This window comes from Stenotrophomonas sp. BIGb0135, assembly GCF_024810105.1.
GTDB classification, from domain to species: domain Bacteria; phylum Pseudomonadota; class Gammaproteobacteria; order Xanthomonadales; family Xanthomonadaceae; genus Stenotrophomonas; species Stenotrophomonas maltophilia_AB.
Genome location: NZ_JANUDX010000003.1, coordinates 461,793 through 488,005, shown reverse-complemented (window position 1 = coordinate 488,005; position 26,213 = coordinate 461,793). Strand labels below are relative to the sequence as shown.

Sequence of the window (26,213 nt, the reverse complement as noted above, 5' to 3'; positions counted from 1 at the left end):
GGCAGAAGGGTAGGGATTCTCTGAAATTGCGCCCTGCGAGACGCGGTTTCCCCTGCATCCCCCCTTGCCGCGCTACGCTTCCTTCGCCCCACTGGCCCGTGGTTTCCAGGCCGCTGAGGATCAGCACGGATATACACTCCACAAGGATTGCCCATGTCTCGCACGTTGCCCCTCGCCGGCTGCCTTGCCACTCTCTTGTCGATGCTGGCAACGGCCCACGCACAGGAGGCCGCCACCGCAGCAAGTTCCGAAGTGTTGTTGCGCCCCACCACCGCGGACTATGTGCAGGGCTATGAGGCGACCCAGCCCGGCTCCGGCAACCGGATCCTCGAGTTCGTTCCCAAGGGGGAGGACGTGCAGCACTGGACGGAATTGCTCACCGTGCAGCAGTTCCGCGACTCGGCGCACGTGCCGCCGCGCGAATTCCTGGACATCATCGGCAAGGGCTGGATGCAGGCCTGCCCGGAGGCCAGCGTGACCTTGATCCTTGAGGACGTGGAGAACGGCTATCCGATTGCGGTGGCGCAGATGATCTGCCCCAACAACGCGCAGACAGGCAAGCCGGAGTACACCTGGCTCAAGGGCATCCAGGGCCGGGCCAGTCTGTACGTGGTGCAGAAGGCCTTCCGTTTCGTCCCGGATCGCGAGCAGATGACCACCTGGGTGCGTTACCTCGGCCAGGTGAAGGTCTGCAATGAGAAGGACGCGCAGCACCCCTGTCCCTGATGCAGGGGTGCCGGCCGGAGCGTAGATCACCGCCGCTTACAAGCCCATGCGTAATCGGCATGAGCCGACGCGTGCGGCGGTGCTGTGCTGCGCTATCGTCCGCATTCAACCGGAGGAGGCGTGATGGCAGAGCACGGTAGTCAAGGGCAGGCCCCAGCACCGCAGTGGAAGGCGGAAACCATCGCCGTCCACGGCGGCTACACCCCGGACCCCACCACCCGCGCGGTGGCGGTGCCGATCTACCAGACCGTGGCCTATGCCTTCGACGATACCCAGCACGGTGCGGACCTGTTCGATCTGAAGGTGCCGGGCAATATCTACACGCGCATCATGAACCCCACCACCGACGTGCTGGAGCAGCGCATCGCCGCGCTCGAAGGCGGTATCGGCGCACTCGCGCTGGCCTCGGGGCAGGCCGCCATCACCTACGCGATCCAGACCATCGCCGAAGCCGGTGACAACATCGTCTCCTCCAGCGCGCTGTATGGCGGCACCTACAACCTGTTCGCGCATACCCTGCCGCAGTTCGGCATCCAGACCCGCTTCGCCGCCTACGACGACCCGGACGCCTTCGCCGCGCTGATCGACGAACGCACCAAGGCGGTGTTCGTCGAGTCGATCGGCAATCCGCGCGGCAACATCACCGATATCGAAGCGGTGGCCAGGATCGCCCATGCGCATGGGGTGCCGGTGATCGTCGACAACACCGTGGCCACCCCGTACCTGCAGCGCTCGTTCGACTTCGGTGCCGACATCGTGGTGCATTCGCTGACCAAGTACCTGGGCGGCCATGGCACCAGCCTGGGCGGGGCGATCGTCGACGCCGGACGCTTTCCGTGGGCCGAGCACAAGCAGCGCTTCCCGCGCTTGAACGAGCCCGACGTGAGTTACCACGGCGTGGTCTACACCGAGGCGCTTGGTCCGGCGGCGTACATCGGGCGCGCACGTGTGGTGCCGCTGCGCAACACCGGTGCGGCGATCTCGCCCTTCAATGCCTTCCTGATCCTGCAAGGCATCGAGACGCTGGCGCTGCGCATGGACCGGATCAACGCCAACACGCTGGCGGTGGCCGCGTTCCTGCGCGACCACGCCAAGGTCGACTGGGTGAACTACGCGGCGCTGCCCGATCACCCTGAGCATGCCTTGGTGCAGAAGTACCTGCGCGGCCACGGCTCCGGCGTGCTCACCTTCGGTCTGCCCGGCGGGCGTGCGGCCGGCGCTCGCTTCCTGGATGCACTGCAGTTGTTCACCCGGCTGGTGAACCTGGGCGATGCCAAGTCGCTGGCCACGCATCCGGCCTCCACGACGCACCGGCAACTGGATGCGGCCGAGCTGCAGAGGGCCGGCGTGAGTGAAGACACCGTTCGCCTGTCCATCGGCATCGAACACATCGACGACCTGCTGGCCGATCTGGCCCAGGCGCTGTCCAAGGCGTAGAGGCGGGACCCACGGCGGTCGGTGCGGGCCGACCGCCGTGGGGTTTTTGCGCAGGATCGGTCACGCGTGGAGCCCGAATGCGACGCGACGGGCCGCCCGCGGCGTTACACCACCGGGATGCTGTGCTTGCCCAGAGTGCGGTACGGCGGGGTGGCCATCACCATCTCGGCCAGCGAATACGCCAGTTCGCGTTCTGCCATCACCGTGCCGTCGGCGCCGTGCTCGAGCAGATGCTTCACTTCGGCATCGCTGTGCGCGCGGGCCAGCAGGGTCAGCCCCGGGTTGAGCGCGCGTAGCTTGGCCAGGGTTTCGCCCGCTTCCAGCGGCTGCGGGATGGCCAGCACCGCGATCTTGGCGCGCTCGGGATGGGCCTCGGCCAGCACCTTGTCCGAGGCGGCACTGCCGCGGATACCGGGCAGGCCGGCCGCGTGCGCCTCGGCCACGTGTTCCTTGTTGTCGTCGATCACCAGCACCGGTACCCCGCGGTCGCGCAGTACCTGGGCCAGCGCACTGCCGACACGGCCGTAGCCGATCACGATGGCGTGGTCGTGCAGGTCCAGCGATGGCCCGGGCGGCAGTTCGATCTCGACGGCGGTCGGGGTGGTTTCCTGGTGCTTGGCCAGCCAACGGTCGAGCAGCCCGAACACCAGCGGGTTGAGCATGATCGAGATCAGCGCACCGGCCAGCACCAGCGCCTGGCCGGTGGGCGGCAGGATCTTCAGGGTCACGCCGAGGCCGGCGATGATGAAGGCGAATTCGCCGATCTGCGCCAGGCTGGCCGAAATGGTCAGCGCGGTGCCGGTGGGGTGCCCGAACGCGCGCACGATCACGAACGCGGCGGCGGACTTGCCGAACATGATGATCGCCGCGGTCGCCAATACCTGCCACGGGTGCTCGATGAGGATCGCCGGATTGAACAGCATGCCCACCGAGACGAAGAACAGCACCGCGAACGCATCGCGCAGCGGCAGCGAATCATTGGCCGCCTTGTGGCTCAGCTCCGATTCGTTGAGCAGCATGCCGGCGAAGAATGCACCGAGCGCGAACGACACCCCGAACAGCATCGCCGAGCCGAAGGCCACGCCCAGCGCGATCGCCAGCACGGCCAGGGTGAACAGCTCGCGCGAGCCGGTACCGGCGATGCGCTCGAGGATCCACGGGATCACCCGGCGCCCGACCACCAGCATTACCGCCACGAACAGGCCCAGCTGCACGAAGGTCCAGCCGATGCTGGCCAGCACGCTGCCGACGGTATGGGTTTCATTGGCCGCATCCGGGCCGAACACGCCGGCCAGGACCGGCATCATCACCAGGGCCAGGACGCAGGCCAGGTCTTCCACGATCAGCCAGCCGATCGCGATCTTGCCGCGCGTGGTTTCCAGCAGGCGCCGTTCTTCCATCGCGCGCAGCAGCACCACGGTACTGGCGGTGGCCAGCGAGAAACCGAACACCACGCCGTAGATCACCGGCCAGCCCATCAACGCGGCCAAGCCCCAGCCGAGCAGGGTGGCGACCAGGATCTGGCCGATCGCACCCGGGATGGCGATCGCCTTGACCTCCATCAGGTCCTTCAGCGAGAAATGCAGGCCGACGCCGAACATCAGCAGCATTACCCCGATCTCGGCCAGCTGGTTGGCCAGCGCCTGGTCGGCCACGAAGCCAGGGGTGAACGGCCCTACGCAGATGCCCGCAACCAGATAGCCGACCAGGGGAGACAAACGCAGCTTGTTGGCCAGCGCGCCCAGGATGAAGGCGAGCCCAAGGCCAACGGCGACGATGTTGATCAGGTCGGTGTCATGGTGCATCGGGGCTCGCAGAAATAGGGGATGTCCCGATTTTCACCGATGCGGCCGATCCGGGCAAACACTGCGTGCGGCGATGCTGGTATGTCCCCATGGTCAGGTGATGTGCTGTCCCGGACAAAGGACGGGCGGAGCGATGAATGCGCAGATCCCCGTATTTGCACAGCCCAAACGCACATGCCCCGGCGTACCGGGGCATGGCGGTCATCAGGCAGAGGTGTTTACCACTTGTAGGTCACGCGGCCATACACGTACGCGCCATTGAACCCGTACGGCGAGTAGTTGCTGTACGGCAACATGCCCCAGGTGGAGTTCTGCAGGTCCACGGTGCGGTCGGGGTACTCGTCCAGCAGGTTGTCCGCGCCCAGGGTCAGTGCCCAGTTCTCGCTCGGCTTGTAGCTGACCGACGCGTCCAGCACCCACGAGGCGTCGTAGGTCTGGTCACGCAGTGCGGTGGCCGAGTTGCGCACGGTGAAGCTGCCGTAGCGGGTGGCGGCCAGGTTCAGGTCCCAATGGTCGCTGCGCCAGGTGCCGCTGAGGATGGTCTTGTCGCGCGGGTAGCTGTCCTCGATGCGGCCGATCTCATCGCGACCGATCAGCGACTGGGTGATGCCCAGCGTGCCGAACACCGGCGGCGAGGCGATGAACTTCTTCACCTCGGTTTCGTTGTAGCTGTAGGCCGCGGTCAGTTCCAAGGTGCTGGCGCTGAAGGGAATGCTGTAGCTGGACACCGCATCCACGCCACGGGTGCGGGTATCCACGCCGTTGGTGAAGTAGGAGAACGCGGTGACGCCCGGCAGGCCCAGCCCGCTGAGCAGCGAGTTGGCCGCCGCATTGGTGGTGATGTTGGTGGACAGCACGATGCGGTCGTCGATGTCGATCTGGTACGCATCCACCGTCAGGTATAGGCGTTCGACCGGCTGCAGCACCAGGCCCAGGCTGTAGGACGTGGAACTTTCGGCCTTGAGCGGGCTGGCCCCCAGTGCCTGCGCGGCCTGGCTGGTGGTGGGGAAGGTGCCGCGTTCGACGAAGGCGCCGTTGACGATCGTGCTGGTTACCGCCTGGTAGCTCTGCTGGGCCAGCGACGGCGCGCGGAAGCCGGAGGACGCGGTGGCGCGCAGGGCGACCTTGTCGGTGAACGCGTAGCGCGCCGACAGCTTGCCGGAGAACTTGTCGCCGAAGTCCGAATAGTCTTCGTAGCGACCGGTCAGGCCGGCCGAGAACTTGTCGGTGAGGTCTGCCTCCAGCCCGGCATACACCGCGTAGTTGTGGCGATCGTTGGACACCGCGTTGAGCGGGGTGAATCCACCGAAGCCCTGCGCGCCGCTGCCGAAGTACGAATTGGCTTCACCGGCGGACTGCTCCCACTTCTCGCGGCGGTACTCACCGCCGAAGGACAGCGTGACCGGGTAGGCCAGGCCCCAGTCCAGCGATTTGGTCAGATCGGCGTTGACGATGTCCTGGGTGTACTTCAGCGCACCGTCGTAGAACGAGCGCGGACTGGTCAGGCCGAGGCTGTAGTTGATGCTGTTGCGGGTGTGGAAGTCGATCGTGTTCTCGCCGTGGTTGGCGCTCACGTCCCAGGTCCAGCCGTTGTCGGTGTCGCCCTTGACCCCGGCCACCAGCGAGCGGTCCTTGGAGTACTGGTTGATCTGCGGCACGAAGCCGTCCGGATAGGTCTGCGCCAGCAGCGCGCCCTGGCCACTGTTGGTGCGCGAGCGGTAGAACGCGAACGAGGTGATGTCGCGGTTGCTGGCCATCGCCGTGGCATAGGCCGAGACATGGTCGTTGAACTGGAAGCTGGCGTTGACCGACGCGGCGGTGGCGTCCACCTGCGGGTCGCCCACGACGAAGGTCTTCTGGCCGATATCGGGGAAGTTGCCGGTGTTGGGCGTGGTGCCCAGGTACGGACCGGCGCGGTTGCTTTCATCCTGCTGCAGGATCTGCCCGGCCACGTGCACGCTGCCGCGACCGTCGGCGAAACCGATCCCGGCATCGCCGGAGATCTGGTACTTGTTGCCGTCGCCGGCCGAGTACTGGCCCGCATCCACGGCCAGGCTGCCGCCGGAGGCGGAGCCCTTGAGCACGATGTTGACCACGCCGGCGATGGCGTCCGAGCCGTACTGGGCCGAGGCGCCGTCGCGCAGCACTTCCACGCGCTCGATGGCCGCGATCGGGATCGCATTGATGTCCACTGCCGACGAGCCGCGGCCGATGCTGCCGTTGACGTTGATCTGCGCCGAGGTATGCCGGCGCTTGCCGTTGACCAGCACCAGCACCTGGTCCGGGGAGAGGCCGCGCAACTGGGCCGGGCGGATGCCGCTGGTGCCGTCGGTCAGCGCCGGGCGCGGGAAGTTCAGCGAGGGCAGGGCACGCGCCAGTGCGGTGGCCAGCTCGGTGGTGCCGGTGGACTGCAGGGCTTCGGGGGTGATGATGTCGATCGGGGACTGCGACTCGGCCACGGTGCGGTCGGCCACCCGGGTGCCGGTGACGATGATGGTGTCCAGCGTATTGGCCGCGGTGCGCGCGGGCGCGTCCTGGGCCAGGGCGGCGAAGCTGGACGCGCCGAGGACGACAGCGACGGCGGCGGCGAGCGTACTGGTCTTGCGGTTCATCAGGGTGGGGCTCCGGTAGGAATGGCGCGGCACCGGAACGACATCGCGACGGGGTGGGGCGGGGTCGGCGAAGGCGGGTGTTGCGGTGCGCAATAAACGAATTAACGGGATATTCATCGCTTGTCAAATGCCTGCCATAATCCAAAAAACGTTGCAGCAGCAACCATTTACGTGAATATGCAGGTCAGTTGGCGGGTTCAACGGGAGGGTCCCGGGGAAGCGCGGGCAGGGTCGTGGGAGAGAGAACGAGACCTGCCGCGCATCCCGGGGCGCGTCAAGTATTCGTTAACGTTAGAATTACGTCGCAGGAAGGGTGCTTACCAGCACATTCCATTCCGTTATATGGACCCCCCAAGATGATTTCCCTTCGTAACTTCGCCTTGCGCCGTGGCGAGCGGCTGCTGTTGTCCAATGTCGACCTGACCCTGCACGCGGGGTACCGCGTCGGCGTGGTCGGCCGCAACGGGGCCGGCAAGTCCAGCCTGTTCGCCGCCGTGAAGGGTGAGCTGGAGGCGGACAAGGGTGATGTCGACCTGCCCGGCAAGGTCCGCATCGCCAGCGTCGCCCAGGAAACCCCGTCGCTGCCCGATCCGGCACTGCAGTTCGTGCTGGAGGGCGACACCGAGGTGGCCGCCGTCATGCGCATGGAGGCCGATGCGGCTGCGCGCGAAGACTGGGAGGCGGTCGCCACTGCACACCAGAAGATGGCCGAGATCGGCGCCTATGACGCCGAAGCGCGGGCGGGCAAGCTGCTGCACGGCCTGGGCTTCCCGGCCGAGACGCACTCGCGGGCCGTGTCCTCGTTCTCCGGCGGCTGGCGCGTGCGCCTGAACCTGGCGCGCGCGCTGATGATGCCCAGCGACCTGCTGCTGCTCGACGAACCGACCAACCACCTCGATCTGGACGCGGTGTTCTGGCTGGAACAGTGGCTGCTCAAGTACCCGGGCACCCTGTTGCTGATCTCGCATGACCGCGAGTTCCTCGACAACGTGGCCACCCACACGCTGCACCTGCATGGCGGTGGCGCCAAGCTGTACCCCGGCGGCTATACCGACTTCGAGCGCCAGCGCGCCGAGCAGCTGCGCCAGCAGCAGATCGCGCACGACAAGGAACAGGCCGAGCGCGCCCACCTGCAGAGCTTCATCGACCGCTTCAAGGCGCAGGCCAGCAAGGCCGCCCAGGCGCAGAGCCGCATGAAGCGCCTGGCCAAGCTGGCCGGCACCGAGGCGGTGCGCGCCGAGCGCGAGTTCCGCATCGAGTTCTCGCCGCCGGCCAAGCTGCCGTTCTCGCTGATCCGCCTCAACCACGTCGACGCCGGTTACGGCGCCGATTCGGTGATCCTGCACAACGTGGGCTTCGGCCTGGAAGCCGGCCAGCGCATCGGCCTGCTGGGCCCGAACGGCGCGGGCAAGACCACGCTGGTGAAGACGCTTGTCGGTGAGCTGGCCCCGCTGAGTGGCGAGCGCGCCGCGCACCCGGACCTGCGCATCGGCTACTTCGCCCAGCACACGGTGGAGTCGCTGCACGAAGGCCAGTCGCCGATGGAGCACTTCCGCGACCTGGACCGGGATGCACCGAACCAGACCTTCCGCGATTTCCTCGGCAAGTGGAATTTCGCCGGGGACCGTGCGTTCGAACCGGTGGATGGCTTCTCCGGCGGCGAGCGTGCGCGCCTGGCCCTGTCGCTGATCGCCTACCAGCAGCCCAACGTACTGCTGCTCGACGAACCGACCAACCACCTTGACCTGGAAATGCGCGAAGCGCTGGCCGAAGCGCTGGCCGACTTCGAGGGCGCGATCGTGATGGTCTCGCATGACCGCCACCTGATCGGCCTGGTCTGCGACACCTTCTGGCGCGTGGCCGATGGCGTGGTCGAGCCGTTCGACGGCGACCTGGACGCGTATGCGGCGTGGCTGCGCTCGCGGCCCGCCGCACAGGGCACCAAGCAGAAGATGGCCGCCGCCGCGCCGGAACCGGCGCCGCCGACGCCGCCGCTGCCGGCCCGGAAGCCGGCCAACCCGCACAAGCTGGCCGCTGCCGAAGCCAAGGTGGGCGAACTGGAAGCCCTGTTGGCCGACCTGGACCGCCAGCTGGCCGACCCCGCCAATTACGCCGATGCGACCCGCATGGCCGTGCTTGGCCGTGACCGCGAAGCGACCGCCACCCTGCTCGGCAAGGCCGAGCAGGCGTGGATGGAATTGCTGGACGCCTGATCGCGGTGGGTGATGCGGCACGTGGGTACGTGCCGCATCCTGCGTAGATCCACGCCATGCGTGGATGCGCCGGGCGGCGGCGTTGCGCCGGCCACGCATGGCGTGGCCCTACGCGGTTCAGCGCGTGGGATCCTGTGTTTCCAACCATGCCCGGAACCGACGCGCGGCGTCGCTCTCGGCGCGTGAGCGCAAGCGCGTCAGCCAGTACCGCCCCAGCTCGAGCGTCGGCGTGAACGGCTGCACCAGCCGCCCCTGCGCCAGGTCCTGCTCGAACATCTTCAGCGGCAGCAGGGCCACGCCGGCCCCGGACGCCGCCGCGCTGGCCAGGGTCAACGAGGAATCGAACACCGGCCCGCGCGCCTCCAGTTCGGCCACCCCCGCGACCTGCAGCCAACGCGGCCACTCGTCGCTGCGATAGGACCGCAGCAGCGTCACGTTGGCCAGGTCACGCGGATGCCGCAGCGTGCGCGCGACCGCGGGTGCGCACAGCGGCGCGAACGGTGCGTCCAGCACGGGCGTGCAGACCTGGCCCTGCCAGTCGCCATCGCCGAAGCGGATGGCCATGTCCAGGCCCTCGCCGGCCAGGTCGATGCGGTTGTTGTGGGTCTGCACGCGCAGCTCGATGTCCGGGTGCAGGGCGGCAAAGCCCGCCAGGCGTGGCAGCAGCCAACCGGTGGCAAACGTGCCGACCACGCCCACCCCGAGGACCTCGCGGAAGTGCCCGCCGACGAACCGGTCCAGGCTCACGGCGATGCGGTCGAACGCCTCGTTGAGCACCGGGTACAGTCGCGCGCCTTCGTCGGTGAGCGCCACCCCGCGTGGCAGCCGGTTGAACAGCGACACCCCGAGGCGGTCCTCCAGCGCCCGGATCTGGTGGCTCAGCGCCGCCTGGCTGACGCACAGCTCGAGCGCGGCTCGGGTGAAGTTCTGGTGGCGCGCGGCCGCCTCGAAGGCACGCAGTGCGTTGAGTGGCAGCTGGGGGCGGATCATGGGCGAGCCGTGAGAAGGGATGATGGATGATCGCATTGATTCGGCGACCTGCACCCGCCCGGGGGCGATAGGGTCACGCTCTCGATCCAGCGCCGCCGCGTCCACTGCGGCGAGACATTATCCTGGCTAATGGCTCTCCCTGAAAATGCTCGCTGGTTCGTCGCGGCCACGGCGTGAATACTTCCGCCTCCCCTTGGAGATCCCACATGCTCGCTCGACGACAGTTCCTGCATTGGACCGGGGCCGCCGCTGCCTCGGCGCTGGCCGCTTCCGCGCTCGCCAAGGTGCCGCCCGTCGCACCCGCGCCGGCGGCGGCCGCCAAGGACTTCGCGGCGCTGGAGGCCGCCAGCGGCGGTCGCCTCGGCGTGACCCTGCTGGATACCGGCAGCGGGCAGCGCATCGGCCACCGCCAGGACGAGCGCTTCCCGATGTGCAGCACCTTCAAGTTCGCGTTGTGCGCGACCGTCCTGCACCAGGCGGATGCCGGTGCGCTGGCGCTGGATCGGCGGGTGCCGGTGCGCCAGCAGGACATGCTCTCGCATGCACCGGTCACCACCCGGCATATCGGCAAGGACCTGAGCGTGCGCGACCTGTGCCGGGCCACGATGGTCACCAGCGACAATCCGGCGGCCAACCTGCTGCTCGGCGTGGTCGGTGGGCCACCGGCGGTGACCCGCTTCCTGCGGGACACCGGCGACGCGGTGACCCGCAACGATCGGCTGGAGCCGGACATGAATCGCTTTGCGCCGGGCGATCCGCGCGACACCACCAGCCCGGCGGCGATGGCCGCCAGCCTGCACCGCCTGGTACTGGGGCCGGTGCTGGCGCCGGCCTCCCGCCAGCAACTGGCCGATTGGCTGATCGACAACGAAACCGGTGACGCGCGCCTGCGCGCCGGCCTGTCCAAGGCGTGGCGGGTGGGCGACAAGACCGGGAGCAATGGCGAAGACACCACCAACGACATCGCGATCCTGTGGCCCGTGGCCGGCGGCGCACCGTGGGTGCTGACCAGCTACCTGCAGGGCGCCACCGTGGACGATGCCGGCCGCAACGACGTGCTGCGCCAGGTGGCCGTGCTCGCCGAGCAACGCATCCGCGCAGGGGGCTGATCCCCGCCGCAGGCCGGCGTCAGCCACGCCCGGGCCGGGTTACGCCTCGGCGTGGCTGGTGCGCACCGCCTCCAGGAAATCGCGGCCCCAGCGGTCCACGTCGTAATACTCCACGCTGCCGAACAGCTGGCGCATGCGACCGGTGGCTTCCTCGTCGGGCATCGACAGTGCCTGCAGCAGCCCGGCGGTGAGGTCGGCCGGATCGTGCGGATTGGTCAGCACCGCGCCCTTGAGTTCGGCCGCCGCGCCGGCAAATTCGCTCAGCACCAGCACGCCGCTGCTGCCTTCGATGCCATGGGTGGCGACGAATTCCTTGGCCACCAGGTTGAGCCCATCGCGCAGCGGGGTGATCCACATCACCTGCGCGGCCGCGTAATGCGCCACCACCTGCTCGAACGGCAATGCCTGGGCGAAGAACCGCACCGGGGTCCAGTCCAGGCGTGAAAAACGGCCGTTGATGCGGCCCACCGCCTGTTCGATCTGGTTCTGCAGCGTGCGATACACGGTCATTTCGCGGGCCGCCGGCACGCATACCATCAGCAGGGTGACCTTGCCCTGGCGCTCGGGGTGCTGTTCGAGCAGGCGCTCGAAGGCTTCCAGCTTGGCCAGCGTGCCCTTGGTGTAATCCAGCCGCTCCACCGACAGCACCAGCTTGCGCGCGCCGATCTCACGTCGCAGTTTGAAGATGTCGTTGCGCACATCGCTGCGGGCCAGCACGCTATGGATGCGGCGCAGGTCGGTGCCGACCGGGTGCGCGCCCAGCGCGATCTCGCGGTCGCCCACGCGCAGGCGCGTGGTCATGGTGTCCAGGCCCACCGCGCAGCCGTAGGTGAGGAAGCGCGGCGCGCAGCTTTCCCAGGCCAGTCGCTCCGTCGGTACCGCACCGCGCACCACGTCCACGAAGTTCTCCACCTGGCGCGGGATGTGGAACCCGATGTAGTCGCACGACAACAGGCTGCCGATGATCTCGCGCCGCCACGGCACCACGTTGAACACGTCGGCCGAGGGGAAGTAGGTGTGGTGGAAGAAGGCGATTTTCAGGTCCGGGCGCAGCTCGCGCAGCGTCGCCGGCACCATCCACAGGTTGTAGTCGTGGATCCATACGGTGGCGCCGTGCGCGGCTTCGGCGGCGGTGGCCTCGGCGAACTTGCGGTTGACCTTGAGGAACACCTGCCAGTCGTCTTCGCGGAAGCGCGCACGTTCCCAGAACACATGCAGCATCGGCCAGAACGCTTCCTTGGAGAAGCGCTTGTAGAAGATGTCCACCTCCTGCTTGCTCAGCGGCACGCGTGCGGCGGTCAGGGTCGGGTAGCGCTCGGCGTCCACGGCCATGTGGGTCTGGAACGGGCCGCGCTTGGGCTCGTCGATCCCCCACGCAACCCACGAGCCTTTCTGACCGCCTTCGAAAAAGCTCAGCAGCGAGGGAATGATGCCGTTCGGCGAGCGCGGCGGGCGTTGCACCAGCACGCCGTCTTCCATGACTTCATCGAACGGCATGCGGTGGTAGACCATCACCAGGTCGGCACCGTCGGCACGCGCCTGCACCGGTGGGTACAGGAAGGCATCGTCGGCGGCCAGCAGGCCGAAGTGTTCGATCGCTTCGAGAATGCCGCCGCAGCCGGGCGCCTGCGCGTGGAAGGTGTGCGTGAGGTCGGCGGTCGCCGCGGTCAGTGCCGGTTCCGAATCGCCCACGCATACGCCGCGGAAACCGGAGGTGTACATCGACAGGTCGTTGAGGGTGTCGCCGGCCACCAGGATGCGGTCGCGCGGCAGTTCCAGCAGGCGCGCAAGCGCGGCCAGGGTGCGGCCCTTGTCGGTGTCCGGCGGCAGGATGTCCAGGTAGCGGTCGGCCGAGTACAGCACATCGCAGCCCAGCGCCTGTGCGGCCGCCTGGATCTGCGAGCGCAGGGGCGCCAGCGTCTGTGGATCGCAGAAATACGAGCAGCGGCGTTCCTGCGGCACATCCTGGCGCTGCAGCGCGGTGAACGGCCGCATCGCCGCCGCGACGGCCTGTTCGCCGGGCCAGTGCGCGTCGATCATCGATTGCAGGGGCTGCAGCGGCTGCAGGGTGCGGCCGTCGACCACCGTGGCGCCGACATCGCAGACCACGTAGTCCGGGCGCGGAATGGCCGGGTCGGAGAGCAGGGGCATGACCGCTTCCAGGCCGCGGCCGGTGATGAAGATCAGCGCGATACCGGGGTGCTGGTCGACCAGCCGGTACAGGCGATGGCGCGCGGCGGCATCGCCGGCGAGAAAGGTGCCATCCAGGTCGGTGGCGAGGATGAGGTGCGGTGCCGGCCGGGCCGGCGGTGTACGGGTGGGAATCGCAGGGGTCGGTGTCGATACAGTCAATGCACTTCCTTATCGGAACGGAGGGGAGAGGGGGTGTCCGGCGGTGGGCCGGCATCGGTTTCGGGCATCATTTCCAGCGCCGAGGGCGTGGTGCGCAGCATCAGCCGGAAGCCGACCGGGTGCGTGCGCAGGCGCTGGAAGCGCAGCAGGCGGGCGGTGGTGAACGCGGCCAGCGCCACCAGCACCAGCGCGAAATACAGCGGCAGCGCGGCCGGCCCGAAGCGCTGCATCGCCGCGCCGGCCAGCGCCGGGCCAAGCGCGGCGCCCACGCCGTGCACCAGCAGCAGGCTGGAGCAACCCGACAGCAGGTGCGCGCGCGGCAGGTAGTCGAGCATGTGCGCCACCGCGAACGGATACAGCGCGAAGGCGAGCCCGCCATACAGGAAGAACAACCCGAACAGCAGGTGGGTCTGCACCTGGATCATCGGCAGCGAGGCGACCACGGCGATGCCGGCGGCGGCAAGGCTGAGCGCCACCAGCCCGCTACGGCGGTCGTGGCCGTTGCTGATGTGGCCCAGCGGCCATTGCAGCAACGCGCCGCCGAGGATCGCGGTGAGCATGAACAGGGCCGCGCCGTTGCGGTCCAGGCCCACCGCGCCTGCATACACCGGCAGCAGCCCCCAGAACGCCCCCATCGCCAGCCCGGACAGGCCCGCCGCGACGGTGGCCACCGGCGCCATCGCATACAACCGGCGCAGCGCCAGGCGGGTGACCACCGGCACCTCCGGTTGCCGCAGCCGGGTCGCGGTCACCGGCAACACCGCCGCGCAGATCAGGATCGCGGTCAGCATGAACATGGCCATCGCGCTGGCGTCGCCCAGCATCAACAGCACCTGGCCCAGCGCCAACGCCGACAGGTTGACCACCATGTACAGCGAGAACGCACGGCTGCGCCGGGCCGGCTCCGGTTCGGCGTTGAGCCAGCTCTCGATGACGGTGTACAACCCGACCAGCGCGATGCCGGTGGCAACGCGCAGCACGCCCCAACCGAGCGGATTGATCCACAGCGGATGCAGCAGCACCGCGATCGCGGCAAGGGCGGCGAAGAAGGCGAAGGCGCGGATATGCCCGATCCGGCCGATCAGCGAGGGCGCAAAGAAGGTACCGACGAAAAACCCGGCGAAGTAGCCGGACATCACCAGCCCCAGCGTCCCAGCGCCGAACCCGGCCTGGCCGCCGCGTACCGCCAGAAGGGTGCCCAGAAGCCCGCTGCCCGTGAGGAGCAACGCGACGCCGCAGAGCAGGGCGGTCAGCCGCCACATGCGGGCAGCCTCGGTGGAAATGGAAAAGCGAACACCTGATCCACCCTACCACAGCCCACTTGAAGGCTGCGCCAGCGCGGGGCGACGCACGCGTCGCGTGCGGGTTGCGCTGCCGGGATGAACGCTGGAAACTCCGCGGGCCCCGCGCGGCCGTTGCCTGCGTGCCGGCCCTTGTCATTTTCATCTCCCGGCCTGCCGGGTGGTTCAACAGGAGTAGCAGGTGTGATCCAGGACATCGATTCGAAGCGCAGCCACGTGCCGGGCAAGATCCTGCTGTACTTCGCCGCGGTCATGCTGGTGGCGCTGCTCGTCTACGGCTGGTCGATGCCGCCGGTGGACGCGTCCGGTTTCCGCCAGACCCAGACGGCGCTGTCCATCGATTGGATCGCGCGTGGCTTCCCGGTGTTGAGCTACATCACCCCGGTGATCGGCGCGCCATGGTCGATTCCCTTCGAGTTCCCGGTGTACCAGTGGCTGGCCGCGATCCTGGCCAACGCCACTGGCATGGGGATCGACAACAGCGCGCGGCTGGTGTCGGCGGTGTTCCACGTTGGCTGCGTGGTCATGGTGTACCGCGTCGTGCTGGCGATCCGCGCCGATCGCGCGTTGGCGCTGTGCATCGCCGGCGCCTTCGCCGCCTCGCCGTATGCGCTTTTCTGGGGTCGATCGGTGATGATCGAGTCCACCGCGGTGTTCTTCGGCCTGGTCTTCGTCTGGGCGCTGGCGCGGCTGCGCGAAGCGCCGCTGGAGTATCCGCGCATGCTCGGGCTGGGCCTGGTCGCGGTGCTGTCGGCGGTGCTGTCGGCGCTGGTCAAGGTCACCACGTTCTTCGGGTTTGCCGCGTTCGTTGCCCTGGCCTTCGCCTGGCTGGCGCTGCGCGAGCACGGCTGGCGCCCGCAGTGGCTGGCCCGGCAATGGCCGCTGCTGGCCTGGGGCGCGTTGTCGGCGCTGGCGGTAGTGGCGGTGATGACCCAGTGGCTCACGCATGCCGACGCGCTCAAGGCGCAATCACCGTTGGGCCATGAGATCACCTCCAGCGCGCTGTCGGCCTGGAATTACGGCACGCTGCAGCAGAAGCTGGACCCGGCCACCTGGTGGGGAACGGTGTTCAAGAAGCGCTTCTCCGGCGCGGTCGGCTCGAACTGGGTGTTCCTGGTGTTCCTGGTCGTCGGCCTGTGCGCGCGCCCGATCCGGGCGGCGGTGCTGGTGCTGCTGGTGGCCTACCTGGCGCCGGTGGCGGTGTTCACCAACCTGCACATCGCCCATCCGTACTACCAGGCCGCCACCATCGTGTTCGCCACCTCCATCGTCGGCCTGGTGGTGTGGTGGAGCATCCAGCGCGCCCAGGCCAGCGGCAAGACGACGCGGCCGATCTGGCTGGTCGGCTTCCTGTGCCTGCTGTCGTTGGGCACCCTGGGGGGCAGCTACTTCAAGCGCATGAAGGAGGCCCGCGAGCCGGGCCAGGTGGCGCAGATCGCCGCCATGGTCAAGGCGGCAACGCCCGAGGACAGCGTCATCGTCGGCTTCGGCCAGGACTGGTCCTCCGAGCTGCCGTACCTGGCCGGCCGGCGTGCGGTGATGGTGCCCGACTGGGCCCCGACCACCGCGCTGGCCTCGATGGCCGCGTCGGATGCGGCGCTGGGGGGTCTCCCGCTCGGCGCGCTGGTGGAGTGCCCCAACGCCATCGGCAGCGATCCGGCGCGCAGTGCGCACCTGCAGCAGATCATCGCCAGGTACAGCGCTGGCGTCAGCGTGCAGACCGTGGGTCAGTGCCAGGTCTGGCTGCACCGCTGAGCGCATGCGCTGGCCGGCGCCGTGGTTTGCGCCGGCCGTCCTGCGCCGTTAGGGTGGGGGCATGAATGTTTCCGTCGTCGCTCCCGCTGTTCTCCTGCTGGCGCTGGCCGCCTGTTCCCGCCACCCCGATGCGGTGCCGCACGACATCGCCAATGCGCCGGCCGATGCCTTCCTGGCCGCGGTCGCCGCGCATTGCGGCAAGGCCTACGAAGGCCGGGTGATCGCCAACGAACCGCGCACCGATGCGCCCGATCCCTTCGACGGCAAGCGCCTGGTCATGCACGTGCGGGGCTGCGAGGACACCGCGCATGAGCTGCGCATCCCGTTCCACGTGGGCGACGACCACTCGCGCACCTGGGTGATCAGCCGCACCGAGCACGGCCTGCGCCTGAAGCACGACCATCGGCATGCCGACGGCAGCCCGGACGCCGTAACGATGTACGGCGGCGACAGCGCACCACCCGGCACCGCGCAGCGCCAGTCCTTCCCGGTCGATGCCGACTCGGTGGCGATGTTCCGCAAGGCCGACATGCTGCCGTCGGTACACAACACCTGGGCGATGGAGATCGAGCCGGACCAGCGCTTCGTCTACGAGCTGACCCGGCCCGGCGGGCGGCGTTTCCAGGTCGAGTTCGACCTGCGCAAACCCGTCGCGCTGCCCCCGCCACCGTGGGGCAGCACCGCACGCTAGTGCCGGCCGCTGGCCGGCTCCTGGCATGGCTGCCGGTTGGCTGCTGCCCAACCGGCCCGTTTCAACCGCTCAACGCACCCCGAATCGCGCACGGCAGCCGTTGCTGACCCACAGACTGCCATTGGTGTAGCCCCAGCTGCGGCCTTCCACGCAGGCACTGCCGGACAACTGCTGGAGCAGCACCGGGCGGCCCTGGCGGGCTTCCCAGGCACAGGTCTGCTGGCGGTTGCTGTTGCTGCTGCAGGTCACGCTGTAGTTGCTGTTGCCGCCGCCATTACCGCCACCATTGCCGCCACCCCAGCCACCGCGGGCCTCGGCGAACTCGCCGCGGCACCCGCGATTGACCCAGATCGCGCCATTGCGCACGCCCCAGGTCTGGCCCTCCACGCAGGCCGAGCCGGACACCTGCCGCACCAGCGTCGCACTGCGCCAGCCGGTGTTGCAGGTGCGTTCGCGGTTGTCCTGGCTTTCGCAGCGGATGGTGCCGCCGGTGCTGCCACCGTTGCCGCCGCCCCAGTTGCCGCCGTTGCCACGGCCTTCGACGAAGTCGGCCCGACAGCCGCCGCTCACCCACACCGTGCCGTTGCGCGAGCCCCAGGTGCGGCCCTCCTGGCAGGCGGTGCCGGAGATCTGCCGCGACAGCCGGGCGCTGCGCCAGCCGGTGTTGCAGACGCGCTCGCGGTTGTTCTGGCTTTCGCAGCGCACCGTGCCGTTGTTGCCGCCACTGCCGCCGCCGTTCCAGCCACCGCCACCGCCACCGGTCAGCGAGGTGGCGATGTCCTGCTTGATCCGCGAGAAGCCCCAGCCGGAATTGACCTGGGCCAGGTAGAAGCGCAGCTGGTCGTCGGGGATGCGCCGGCCGTTGGACTGGTCGGCGTACTCCTGGGTGATCACCCGCGAACGGTCGCTGGAGGACAACTGCGCCAGGTTCTCGGGCGCGTAGGCGCGGGTGCTCATCTGGGCCTGTACGGCCGGGGCGCTGCAGCCCAGTGCGAGGGCCAGGCAGGCAATCGTGAGGCGACGGTTCATGGCGACATCCCCTTGCGGTCGTTGGTGCGCGGACTATAGGAAGGGGGCGGGTTCACGGGGCGTGATGCCCGCCAGCCCCCGGCCCGGCCCCAGGCGGGGCAGGGGGCGGCGCCGGCCGATTTGCCCCGGCGCAGGCTACGCCGCAGAATAAAGGGCTGTCCGGCGCAACCTGGTGCCGGCATTCTCCTGCGGAGCTTTACCCCCATGCGTACCCACTTCTGTGGCCTGGTCGACGAGACCCTGATTGGCCAAACCGTTACCCTCGCCGGCTGGACCGACGTTGCCCGCAACCAGGGCGGCGTGTGCTTCATCGATCTGCGCGATCATGAAGGCATCGTGCAGGTGACGGTGGAAGTCGATAACGCCGCCGTGTTCGCCGTGGCCGCCAGCCTGGGCTACGAGGACGTGCTGCAGGTGGAAGGCGTGGTGCGCGCGCGCCATGCGGTCAACGACAAGATCCGCACCGGCAAGGTGGAAGTGATCGCCACGGCCATCACCGTCCTCAACAAGGCCGAGCCGCTGCCGTTCCACGCCCACGAGAACCCGGGCGAGGAAACCCGCCTGAAGTACCGTTACCTGGACCTGCGCCGCCCGGAAATGCAGCGCATGCAGCGCACCCGCATCAAGCTGGTGCAGGCCCTGCGCCGCCACCTGGACGCCACCGGCTTCCAGGACATCGAAACCCCGATCCTGACCAAGGCCACCCCGGAAGGCGCGCGCGACTTCCTGGTCCCCGCGCGCATGCACCCGGGCGAGTTCTACGCCCTGCCGCAGAGCCCGCAGCTGTTCAAGCAGATCCTGATGGTGGCCGGCTTCGACCGCTACTACCAGATCGCGCGCTGCTTCCGCGACGAGGCCCTGCGCGCCGACCGCCAGCTGGAATTCACGCAGCTGGACATGGAGTTCGCCTTCGTCCGCGAGCAGGATGTGCAGGACTTCGTGGAAGGCATGATCCGCGCCATCTTCAAGGAAGTGGTCGACGTGGAGCTGGCCGCCAGCTTCCCGCGCATGACCTGGGCCGAGGCGATGCGTCGCTACGGGTCGGACAAGCCGGACCTGCGCATCGCGCTGGAACTGGTGGACGTGGCCGAGCTGGTCAAGACCAGCGAGTTCCCGGTGTTCACCGCCGCCGCCAATGATGCCGACGGCCGTGTCGCCGCGCTGCGCATCCCGGGCGGGGCCACGCTGAGCCGCAAGCAGATCGACGAGTACGCCGCGCATGCCGCCAAGTACGGCGCCAAGGGCCTGGCGTACATCAAGATCGCCGACAACGGCGAAGTCAGCTCGCCGATCGCCAAGTTCTTCAGCGAAAACGCCTTCGCCGCGCTGGTCGCCCACGTCGGGGCCGGCAACGGCGACATCGTGTTCTTCGGCGCCGGTGGCTACAACAAGGTGTCCGACTTCATGGGCGCGCTGCGCCTGAAGGCCGGCAAGGACTTCAACCTGGTCGCCGACGGCTGGGCACCGCTGTGGGTCACCGACTTCCCGATGTTCGAGTACGACGACGAAGCCCAGCGCTACGTCGCCCTGCATCACCCCTTCACCGCCCCGGCGGTGGACGACATCGCCGACCTGCGCGCCAATGCGAAGACCGCCGTGTCGCGCGGCTATGACATGGTGCTCAACGGCAACGAGATCGGCGGTGGTTCGATCCGTATCCACCGCTCGGACATGCAGAGCGCGGTGTTCGAACTGCTGGGCATCGGCGCCGAAGAGGCCGAGGGCAAGTTCGGCTTCCTGTTGGATGCCCTGCGTTTCGGCGCGCCGCCGCACGGTGGCATCGCCTTCGGCATCGACCGCATCGCCGCGCTGATGGCCGGCACCGAGTCGATCCGCGACGTCATCCCGTTCCCCAAGACCACCGGTGCGCAGTGCCTGATGACCGGCGCCCCGTCGCCGATCCCGGACGAGCAGCTGGCCGAAGTGCACGTCCAGGTTCGCCCGCGCAAGAACTGATCCACACCTACCGACCCGGAGAGCCAGGCAATGAGCGAGTTCGCGTTTTCGCTGGAGTGGGAAAAGCTGGGCAATGAAGGCGCCGACGCCAACCTGATCACCGAACGCGCCCGCGTGTTCGGTGGCTGGCTGGTGCGCGTGGGCACCAACCCGGCCGCCATGGCCTTGACCTTCGTGCAGGACGGCGAAGGCCGTTGGGATGGCGAGGACTTCGGCGTGGAAGATTACGAAGAAGACGAGGAAGACGACCTCGACGAGGACGAAGAGGACGAGGACGAAGAAGAAGGCGACGAGGACGAGTACGAGGACGAGGAAGAAGAGGAGGGCGACGAGGAAGACGACGCCCCCCACGGAGCGCAGGCCTGAGGCCTGCCCGGACCTGACCGTGTACGCCATCCGCCGCGCCACCGTCGACGATGCACCGACCCTGTCGGTGCTCGCTACGCGGACCTTCGTGGAGACCTTCGGGCATCTCTATCCTGCGCAGGACCTGCAGGATTTCCTGGACGAGGCCTATGCGGTCGACCGCCAGCACACCATCCTGGCCCACCCGGACTATGCGGTGTGGCTGCTGGAGCGGGACGGGGTGGCCGTGGGCCATGCCGCGGCCGGCCCCTGCGGCCTGCCGCACCCGGACGTGCAGCCCGGCGATCGCGAACTCAAGCGCCTGTACCTGATCAAGGACGAGCAGAGCTGTGGCTGGGGCAGCCGGTTGCTGGAAACCGCGCTGGACTGGCTCGAACGCGACGGCCCCCGCACGCTGTGGCTGGGCGTGTGGTCGGAGAACTTCGGCGCGCAGCGGTTCTACGCGCGCTATGGGTTCAGCAAGGTGGGTACCTATGAATTCCCGGTCGGCAGCGTCCGCGACCTGGAGTTCATCCTGCGCCGCCCGCCCGGCCCGGCGCGCTGACCCCCGGCGTTCAACACCACAACCGAATGGACCGCAACGGCTTCACTTGCCGTTGGCCGGTCCATTCGTCTAATGGGGGCATCGCGCCGAATCGACGCATCATGCTCCCTGCCTTGCACGTCCCCCATTCCAGGCCCGCCCCATGACTCCCCCCGTTTTACTGCTGCACGGCATCTGGAACGCCCGCGCGTGGGTCGGCCCGCTGGCCTGGCGCCTGCGCGCCCGCGGCTTCAGCGTCGATACCTTCGGCTACTCCAGCGTCTTCGGCGGGCCCGACGTGGCCGTGCCGCAACTGCTGGAGCGCCTCAAGGGCTCCGGCCCGGTCTCGCTGGTCGGGCACAGCCTGGGCGGGCTGGTGGCGCTGGAAGCGTTGCGGCAGCAGCCGGACCTGCCGGTCTCGCGGGTGGTCTGCCTCGGCTCGCCCCTGCGCGGCAGTGGCACCGCCCGCTCGCTGGCCGAACACGGCTGGTCGCTGGCGCTGGGCCGCAGCAGCGACCTGCTGCTGGATGGCCTGCCGGCCTGGGAGGGCCGGGCCAAGGTGGGCCTGATCGCCGGCTCCGTGCCGCACGGGCTGGGCAGCCTGCTGGGCGCGATCGGCACCGCCTCCGACGGCACCGTGGCCCTGGACGAGACCCAGCTGCCGGGCCTGGCCGACCATTGCGTGGTCGCCGCCAGCCACAGCGGCCTGGTGTTCTCCCCGGACGCAGCGCGCCAGACCGCCGCCTTCCTGCGCGATGGCCAGTTCCGCCACGACCGGGCCGCCCACGCCGCCTGAGCCCGGGGCCGGGCTAACACGGTACAGGCGGGGGATCAGGTAGAATCCGCGCCCTGTTCCTCACGCAAGCACGGAAACACCCATGGGTAGAGGCCCCTCGATCGAGAACCGCAAAAACGCGTCTGACGCGAAGCGCGGCAAGATTTTCACCAAGATCATCCGCGAGATCGGCGTTGCCGCGCGCGGCGGTGGAGGCGACCCCAACAACAACCCGCGGCTGCGGGTTGCCATGGACAAGGGCCTGGCCTCGAACATGTCCAAGGACGTGATCGAACGCGCCATCAAGAAGGCCACCGGCGAGCTGGAAGGCGTGGAATACGAGGAGATCCGCTACGAGGGCTATGCCCCCGGTGGCGTGGCCGTGATCGTGGACTGCCTGACCGACAACCGCGTGCGCACCGTGGCCGATGTCCGCCACGCGTTCAGCAAGTGCGGCGGCAACATGGGCACCGAAGGCTCGGTGTCCTTCATGTTCAAGCGCGTGGGCGTGCTGCATTTCGCCTCGGGCGCCAATGAAGAAGCCATCACCGAAGCGGCCATCGAGGCCGGCGCCGACGACATCGTGGTCTATCCGGAGGATGGCGCGATCGACGTGCTCACCGCCGCCGACAGCTACCACGCGGTCAAGGATGCGATGGACGCGGCCAAGCTGACCCCGGACCACGCCGAACTGACCTTCCGTGCCGACAACGACATCAAGGTCGAGGGCGACACCGCCCTGCAGGTCAAGAAGCTGCTGGACATGCTCGAAGACCTGGACGACGTGCAGGACGTGTTTTCCAACGCCGATCTCGGCGCGGACGCCTACGCCTGAACGGACGCCCCACCGGTCGCTTTGCGCGACCGGTGAGCGGACAATGCGGACCATGATGACTCCAGCCGTTTCCTGCCATCGCCGCCGCAGCCGTTCGTCCCGGGCCATGCCCGGCCGCGTGCGTGCCGCATGACCCGCATCCTCGGCATCGACCCCGGTTCGCAGCGCACCGGGGTGGGCATCATTGATGTCGACGCCACCGGCAAGGTGGTGCACGTGCACCACCTGCCGCTGGTCCTGCTGGGCGCCGACGATTTTCCCCAGCGCATGAAGCTGCTGGTGCTGGGCCTGAACGCCCTGGTCGAGGAATACCGGCCGGACGAGGTGGCGATCGAGCGGGTGTTCATGGCCCGCAACCCCGATTCGGCGCTCAAGCTGGGCCAAGCGCGCGGCGCGGCGATCTCCGCCGTGGTCATGCGCGACCTGCCGGTGAGCGAGTACGCCGCCACCGAGATCAAGCTGGCCGTGGTCGGTCGCGGCGGGGCGGAAAAGCAACAGGTCCAACACATGGTCGGGCTTATGCTCAACCTCAAAACCAAGCTGCAGGCCGACGCCGCCGATGCGTTGGCCGTGGCCATCACCCACGCCCACGTACGGGCCACGGCGCAGCGCCTGGGCGTCAACGCCCGCATGGCCTGGAGCCGCAAATGAGGAACACTGCATGATTGGTCGTCTGCGCGGGATCGTGGCCTACAAGGCGCCGCCGTGGCTGCTGGTCGACGTCAATGGCGTCGGTTACGAGCTGGAGGCGCCGATGAGTACCTTCTACGACCTGCCCGAGCTGGGCCGCGAGGTCACGCTGTTCACCCATTACGCGCAGAAGGAAGACAGCGTCTCGCTGTACGGCTTCCTGCGCGAGGGCGAACGGCGGCTGTTCCGCGACGTGCAGAAGGTCAGCGGGATCGGCGCCAAGATCGCGCTGGCGGTGCTGTCCGGGGTGAGCGTGGACGAGTTCGCGCGCATGCTGCAGGCCGGTGACATCACTGCGCTGACCCGCATCCCCGGCATCGGCAAGAAGACCGCCGAGCGCATGGTGCTGGAGCTGCGCGACCGCGCGGCCAATTTCGGTGGCGGCGGGGCGCCGATCGCCGGGGCCGCGCCGGCCACCGACCCGGTGTCCGAGGCGACCGTGGCGCTGCAGCAGCTGGGCTACAAGCCGGCCGAGGCCGCGCGCATGGCGCGCGATGCCAACGCCGAGGGCGACGATGTCGCCACCGTCATCCGCAAGGCCCTGCAGGCCGCGCTGCGCTGAGCCGCGCGCCGCCTCTTCCCTGATCCCGACCGCGCCCGCCCGGAGCCCCATGTCCCCCTCTCCCACCCAGCACGACAGCGGCCACGCCGCGCACGGCCACGCGCCGGCGGCCGGCGGCATGGCGCTGATGATCGGCGCCATCGGCGTGGTCTTCGGCGACATCGGCACCAGCCCGCTGTACACGCTCAAGGAAGCGTTCTCGCCGCACTACGGCCTCAACAGCGACCACGACACAGTGCTGGGCGTGCTGTCGCTGGCGTTCTGGGCGTTGAACATCGTGGTCACGCTCAAGTACGTCACTATCATCATGCGGGCCGACAACGAGGGCGAGGGCGGCATCATGGCCCTGATGGCGCTGACCCAGCGCACCCTGCGCAACGGCTCGCGCTCGGCCTACGTGGTCGGCATCCTGGGCATCTTCGGCGCCTCGCTGTTCTTCGGCGACGGGGTGATCACCCCGGCCATCTCGGTGCTGGGCGCGGTGGAAGGCCTGGAGGTGGCCGCGCCCGGGCTGCATGCGTTCATCGTGCCGATCACCGTGGTGGTGCTGCTGGCGGTGTTCGCCGTGCAGCGCTTTGGTACCGAGAAGATCGGCAAGCTGTTCGGCCCGATCACCTCGATCTGGTTCATTTCGCTGGCCGCCATCGGCATCTGGAACATCGTCGATGCGCCCGAAGTGCTCAAGGCGTTCAACCCGATGTGGGCGCTGCGCTTCTTCATGGAGCACGGCTGGCACGGCATCTTCATCCTCGGCGCGGTGGTGCTGGCGGTGACCGGTGGCGAGGCGCTGTATGCGGACATGGGCCACTTCGGGGCCAAGCCGATCCGCCACGCCTGGTACTTCTTCGTGCTGCCGTGCCTGGTGCTGAACTACCTGGGGCAGGGCGCGCTGGTGCTCAACAACCCGGAGGCGGTCAAGAACCCGTTCTTCGAGGCGGTACCGGACTGGGCGCTGTACCCGATGATCATCCTGGCCACCATGGCCGCGGTGATCGCCTCGCAGTCGGTGATCACCGGGGCGTTCTCGGTGTCGCGCCAGGCCATGCAGCTGGGCTACATCCCGCGCATGCGCATCACCCACACCTCGCACGACACCATCGGCCAGATCTACATCCCCGGCATCAACTGGGGCATCGCGGTGATGGTGATCGGGCTGGTGCTGGCCTTCCGCAGCTCGTCCAACCTGGCGGTGGCCTACGGCATCTCGGTGTCGGCGACCATGCTCATCGACACCCTGCTGCTGGCGCTGGTGGCGCGCGCGCTGTGGCCGACCTCGCGGTACTGGATCATCCCGCTGTGCGTGATCTTCTTCGCCATCGACCTGGGCTTCGTGATCGCCAACGGCGCCAAGCTGCTGCAGGGGGCATGGTTCCCGGTGGTGCTGGGCATCGTGCTGTTCACCATGATGCGCACCTGGCGGCGTGGCCGCGAGCTGCTGCGCGATGAGATCCGCAAGGACGGCATCCGCATCGATACCTTCCTGCCCGGGCTGATGCTGGCCCCGCCGGTACGCGTGCCGGGCACCGCGGTGTTCCTCACCGCCGACCCCACCGTGGCCCCGCACGCGCTGATGCACAACCTCAAGCACAACAAGGTGCTGCACGAGCGCAACGTGTTCCTGCACGTGGTGACCCTGCCGGTGCCGTATGCGCCGGAGGGCCAGCGCCTGAAGATCGAGTCGGTGGGCGATGAGTTCTACCGCATCTACGTGCGCTTCGGCTTCATGGAGACCCCGGACGTGCCGCTGGCCCTGATGCGCTCGTGCGACCACGGCGGCATCTACTTCGATCCGATGGACACCACCTTCTTCGCCAGCCGCGAGACCATCGTGGCCACCGCCAACCGCGGCATGCCGATCTGGCGCGACAAGCTGTTCGCGCTGATGCACCGGAACGCGGCCCCGGCGACCGGCTTCTTCCGGATTCCCGGCAACCGGCTCGTCGAGCTGGGGGCGCAGGTGGAGATTTAATCTCCACCTGCGCTACGCCCCACGCTTTGCTACGCAAAACGTGGGCCCCGGGCGCATTCCACCTGATCCCCGCGCCTTCGGCGCGCCCCCTTGAAACGCAGTCGCCGTTGGCGCCGGCGTCCCGCGCATTCCACCTGATCCCCACGCCTTCGGCGCGCCCCCTTGAAACGCAGTCGCCGTTGGCGCCGACGTTCCGCGCATTCCACCTGATCCCCGCGCCTTCGGCGCGCCCCCTTGAACACCAAGGGGGCTCTCCTCCAGGCGCTTGGCGCGAGCTGTGACGAAGAGCCTTTGGGTTGCCTGCCTGGCGGCGCGCGGCGTGGTGGCGAAGGCGGGGTGGGTCCGCTTGCAGGGGCGTGGAGCGCCATGGATGGCGCGACCGAGGCTACAAGGACGTACGTGCGCCGTCCCCCGCAACCGGGCCCATCCCGCTGTCCCTCAGTACAGCGGCTGTTGCCTTGGCTCTTGCCGGGCAGAGCCCGGCGCTACGCGCGGTGCCGGACGCAGCCCGGCCGAA

At 68.5% G+C, this 26,213-nt stretch carries 20 protein-coding genes; 14 read left to right on the top strand and 6 right to left on the bottom strand.

Going from position 1 to position 26,213, the window contains the following annotated elements; genetic code table 11:
- Nucleotides 1-153 precede the first annotated feature (153 nt).
- A complete protein-coding gene (locus tag M2421_RS09880) occupies nt 154-726 on the top strand; it encodes a hypothetical protein (RefSeq protein WP_259206381.1) in 573 nt (190 codons plus the stop codon).
- 123 nt (nt 727-849) lie between these two features.
- Nucleotides 850-2,163, top strand: coding sequence for an aminotransferase class I/II-fold pyridoxal phosphate-dependent enzyme (locus tag M2421_RS09875; protein WP_259206380.1), 1,314 nt, complete (start codon nt 850-852; stop codon nt 2,161-2,163).
- Nucleotides 2,164-2,267: 104 nt separating this feature from the next.
- On the opposite strand, the gene ybaL is transcribed toward M2421_RS09875, so the two are convergent.
- Together ybaL and M2421_RS09865 are read right to left on the bottom strand one after the other, a co-directional pair.
- Nucleotides 2,268-3,968: a YbaL family putative K(+) efflux transporter gene (ybaL, locus tag M2421_RS09870; protein ID WP_259206378.1), complete on the bottom strand. Its 1,701-nt coding sequence runs from the start codon at nt 3,966-3,968 to the stop codon at nt 2,268-2,270.
- A gap of 218 nt (nt 3,969-4,186) precedes the next feature.
- Complete coding sequence (locus M2421_RS09865; protein WP_259206377.1) at nt 4,187-6,580, bottom strand: TonB-dependent receptor; 2,394 nt, start codon at nt 6,578-6,580, stop codon at nt 4,187-4,189.
- Nucleotides 6,581-6,936: 356 nt separating this feature from the next.
- Here M2421_RS09865 and M2421_RS09860 point away from each other — a divergent pair, with 356 nt between their 5' ends.
- Nucleotides 6,937-8,793, top strand: coding sequence for an ABC-F family ATP-binding cassette domain-containing protein (locus M2421_RS09860; protein WP_259206376.1), 1,857 nt, complete (start codon nt 6,937-6,939; stop codon nt 8,791-8,793).
- A 117-nt stretch (nt 8,794-8,910) separates the two neighbouring features.
- Here the strand turns inward: M2421_RS09860 and M2421_RS09855 are convergent, their stop codons facing one another.
- The gene (locus tag M2421_RS09855; RefSeq protein WP_259206375.1) at nt 8,911-9,783 is read right to left on the bottom strand and encodes a LysR family transcriptional regulator; all 873 of its coding nucleotides are present in this window, start codon (nt 9,781-9,783) and stop codon (nt 8,911-8,913) included.
- Nucleotides 9,784-9,989: 206 nt separating this feature from the next.
- Here M2421_RS09855 and blaL2 point away from each other — a divergent pair, with 206 nt between their 5' ends.
- Nucleotides 9,990-10,892: a L2 family extended-spectrum class A beta-lactamase gene (blaL2, locus tag M2421_RS09850; protein WP_259206374.1), complete on the top strand. Its 903-nt coding sequence runs from the start codon at nt 9,990-9,992 to the stop codon at nt 10,890-10,892.
- 39 nt (nt 10,893-10,931) lie between these two features.
- On the opposite strand, the gene ggpS is transcribed toward blaL2, so the two are convergent.
- Together ggpS and M2421_RS09840 are read right to left on the bottom strand one after the other, a co-directional pair.
- On the bottom strand, nt 10,932-13,217 hold the full coding sequence (ggpS, locus tag M2421_RS09845; RefSeq protein WP_310439731.1) for a glucosylglycerol-phosphate synthase: 2,286 nt from the start codon (nt 13,215-13,217) through the stop codon (nt 10,932-10,934).
- Between the two features lie 23 nt (nt 13,218-13,240).
- Nucleotides 13,241-14,506, bottom strand: coding sequence for an MFS transporter (locus M2421_RS09840; protein ID WP_259206371.1), 1,266 nt, complete (start codon nt 14,504-14,506; stop codon nt 13,241-13,243).
- Nucleotides 14,507-14,728: 222 nt separating this feature from the next.
- Here M2421_RS09840 and M2421_RS09835 point away from each other — a divergent pair, with 222 nt between their 5' ends.
- Nucleotides 14,729-16,300, top strand: a complete 1,572-nt coding sequence (locus tag M2421_RS09835; RefSeq protein ID WP_259206370.1) for a hypothetical protein — start codon at nt 14,729-14,731, stop codon at nt 16,298-16,300.
- A 61-nt stretch (nt 16,301-16,361) separates the two neighbouring features.
- Nucleotides 16,362-16,991 carry a hypothetical protein gene (locus tag M2421_RS09830; RefSeq protein ID WP_259206369.1) on the top strand — a complete coding sequence of 210 codons (630 nt, stop codon included), beginning with the start codon at nt 16,362-16,364 and terminating at the stop codon, nt 16,989-16,991.
- A gap of 69 nt (nt 16,992-17,060) precedes the next feature.
- On the opposite strand, the gene M2421_RS09825 is transcribed toward M2421_RS09830, so the two are convergent.
- Nucleotides 17,061-18,020: a DUF3011 domain-containing protein gene (locus M2421_RS09825; RefSeq protein WP_259206367.1), complete on the bottom strand. Its 960-nt coding sequence runs from the start codon at nt 18,018-18,020 to the stop codon at nt 17,061-17,063.
- A 204-nt stretch (nt 18,021-18,224) separates the two neighbouring features.
- On the opposite strand from M2421_RS09825, the gene aspS reads away from it, so the two are divergent.
- From aspS to M2421_RS09785, 8 genes are all read left to right on the top strand, one after another.
- Nucleotides 18,225-19,976: an aspartate--tRNA ligase gene (aspS, locus tag M2421_RS09820; RefSeq protein ID WP_259206365.1), complete on the top strand. Its 1,752-nt coding sequence runs from the start codon at nt 18,225-18,227 to the stop codon at nt 19,974-19,976.
- A 30-nt stretch (nt 19,977-20,006) separates the two neighbouring features.
- On the top strand, nt 20,007-20,342 hold the full coding sequence (locus M2421_RS09815) for a DNA primase (protein WP_259206364.1): 336 nt from the start codon (nt 20,007-20,009) through the stop codon (nt 20,340-20,342).
- 19 nt (nt 20,343-20,361) lie between these two features.
- Nucleotides 20,362-20,886 (top strand): GNAT family N-acetyltransferase, encoded by a 525-nt coding sequence (locus tag M2421_RS09810; protein ID WP_259206363.1) that lies wholly within the window; start codon nt 20,362-20,364, stop codon nt 20,884-20,886.
- Between the two features lie 142 nt (nt 20,887-21,028).
- On the top strand, nt 21,029-21,661 hold the full coding sequence (locus M2421_RS09805) for an alpha/beta hydrolase (RefSeq protein WP_259206361.1): 633 nt from the start codon (nt 21,029-21,031) through the stop codon (nt 21,659-21,661).
- 82 nt (nt 21,662-21,743) lie between these two features.
- Nucleotides 21,744-22,475, top strand: a complete 732-nt coding sequence (locus tag M2421_RS09800) for a YebC/PmpR family DNA-binding transcriptional regulator (RefSeq protein ID WP_259206359.1) — start codon at nt 21,744-21,746, stop codon at nt 22,473-22,475.
- 129 nt (nt 22,476-22,604) lie between these two features.
- Nucleotides 22,605-23,126 (top strand): crossover junction endodeoxyribonuclease RuvC, encoded by a 522-nt coding sequence (ruvC, locus tag M2421_RS09795; RefSeq protein WP_259206357.1) that lies wholly within the window; start codon nt 22,605-22,607, stop codon nt 23,124-23,126.
- Between the two features lie 10 nt (nt 23,127-23,136).
- The gene (gene ruvA / locus M2421_RS09790) at nt 23,137-23,727 is read left to right on the top strand and encodes a Holliday junction branch migration protein RuvA (RefSeq protein ID WP_259206356.1); all 591 of its coding nucleotides are present in this window, start codon (nt 23,137-23,139) and stop codon (nt 23,725-23,727) included.
- Nucleotides 23,728-23,845: 118 nt separating this feature from the next.
- On the top strand, nt 23,846-25,696 hold the full coding sequence (locus tag M2421_RS09785; RefSeq protein ID WP_259206524.1) for a potassium transporter Kup: 1,851 nt from the start codon (nt 23,846-23,848) through the stop codon (nt 25,694-25,696).
- Nucleotides 25,697-26,213 lie beyond the last annotated feature (517 nt).

Bases quoted from the DNA above. Each gene is read 5' to 3' on its own strand.
- M2421_RS09880 (WP_259206381.1), top strand. From the start codon at position 154: ATGTCTCGCACGTTGCCCCTCGCCGGCTGCCTTGCCACTCTCTTGTCG.
- M2421_RS09875 (WP_259206380.1), top strand. From the start codon at position 850: ATGGCAGAGCACGGTAGTCAAGGGCAGGCCCCAGCACCGCAGTGGAAG.
- ybaL (WP_259206378.1), bottom strand. From the start codon at position 3,968: ATGCACCATGACACCGACCTGATCAACATCGTCGCCGTTGGCCTTGGG.
- M2421_RS09865 (WP_259206377.1), bottom strand. From the start codon at position 6,580: ATGAACCGCAAGACCAGTACGCTCGCCGCCGCCGTCGCTGTCGTCCTC.
- M2421_RS09860 (WP_259206376.1), top strand. From the start codon at position 6,937: ATGATTTCCCTTCGTAACTTCGCCTTGCGCCGTGGCGAGCGGCTGCTG.
- M2421_RS09855 (WP_259206375.1), bottom strand. From the start codon at position 9,783: ATGATCCGCCCCCAGCTGCCACTCAACGCACTGCGTGCCTTCGAGGCG.
- blaL2 (WP_259206374.1), top strand. From the start codon at position 9,990: ATGCTCGCTCGACGACAGTTCCTGCATTGGACCGGGGCCGCCGCTGCC.
- M2421_RS09840 (WP_259206371.1), bottom strand. From the start codon at position 14,506: ATGTGGCGGCTGACCGCCCTGCTCTGCGGCGTCGCGTTGCTCCTCACG.
- M2421_RS09830 (WP_259206369.1), top strand. From the start codon at position 16,362: ATGAATGTTTCCGTCGTCGCTCCCGCTGTTCTCCTGCTGGCGCTGGCC.
- M2421_RS09825 (WP_259206367.1), bottom strand. From the start codon at position 18,020: ATGAACCGTCGCCTCACGATTGCCTGCCTGGCCCTCGCACTGGGCTGC.
- aspS (WP_259206365.1), top strand. From the start codon at position 18,225: ATGCGTACCCACTTCTGTGGCCTGGTCGACGAGACCCTGATTGGCCAA.
- M2421_RS09815 (WP_259206364.1), top strand. From the start codon at position 20,007: ATGAGCGAGTTCGCGTTTTCGCTGGAGTGGGAAAAGCTGGGCAATGAA.
- M2421_RS09805 (WP_259206361.1), top strand. From the start codon at position 21,029: ATGACTCCCCCCGTTTTACTGCTGCACGGCATCTGGAACGCCCGCGCG.
- M2421_RS09800 (WP_259206359.1), top strand. From the start codon at position 21,744: ATGGGTAGAGGCCCCTCGATCGAGAACCGCAAAAACGCGTCTGACGCG.
- ruvC (WP_259206357.1), top strand. From the start codon at position 22,605: ATGACCCGCATCCTCGGCATCGACCCCGGTTCGCAGCGCACCGGGGTG.
- ruvA (WP_259206356.1), top strand. From the start codon at position 23,137: ATGATTGGTCGTCTGCGCGGGATCGTGGCCTACAAGGCGCCGCCGTGG.
- M2421_RS09785 (WP_259206524.1), top strand. From the start codon at position 23,846: ATGGCGCTGATGATCGGCGCCATCGGCGTGGTCTTCGGCGACATCGGC.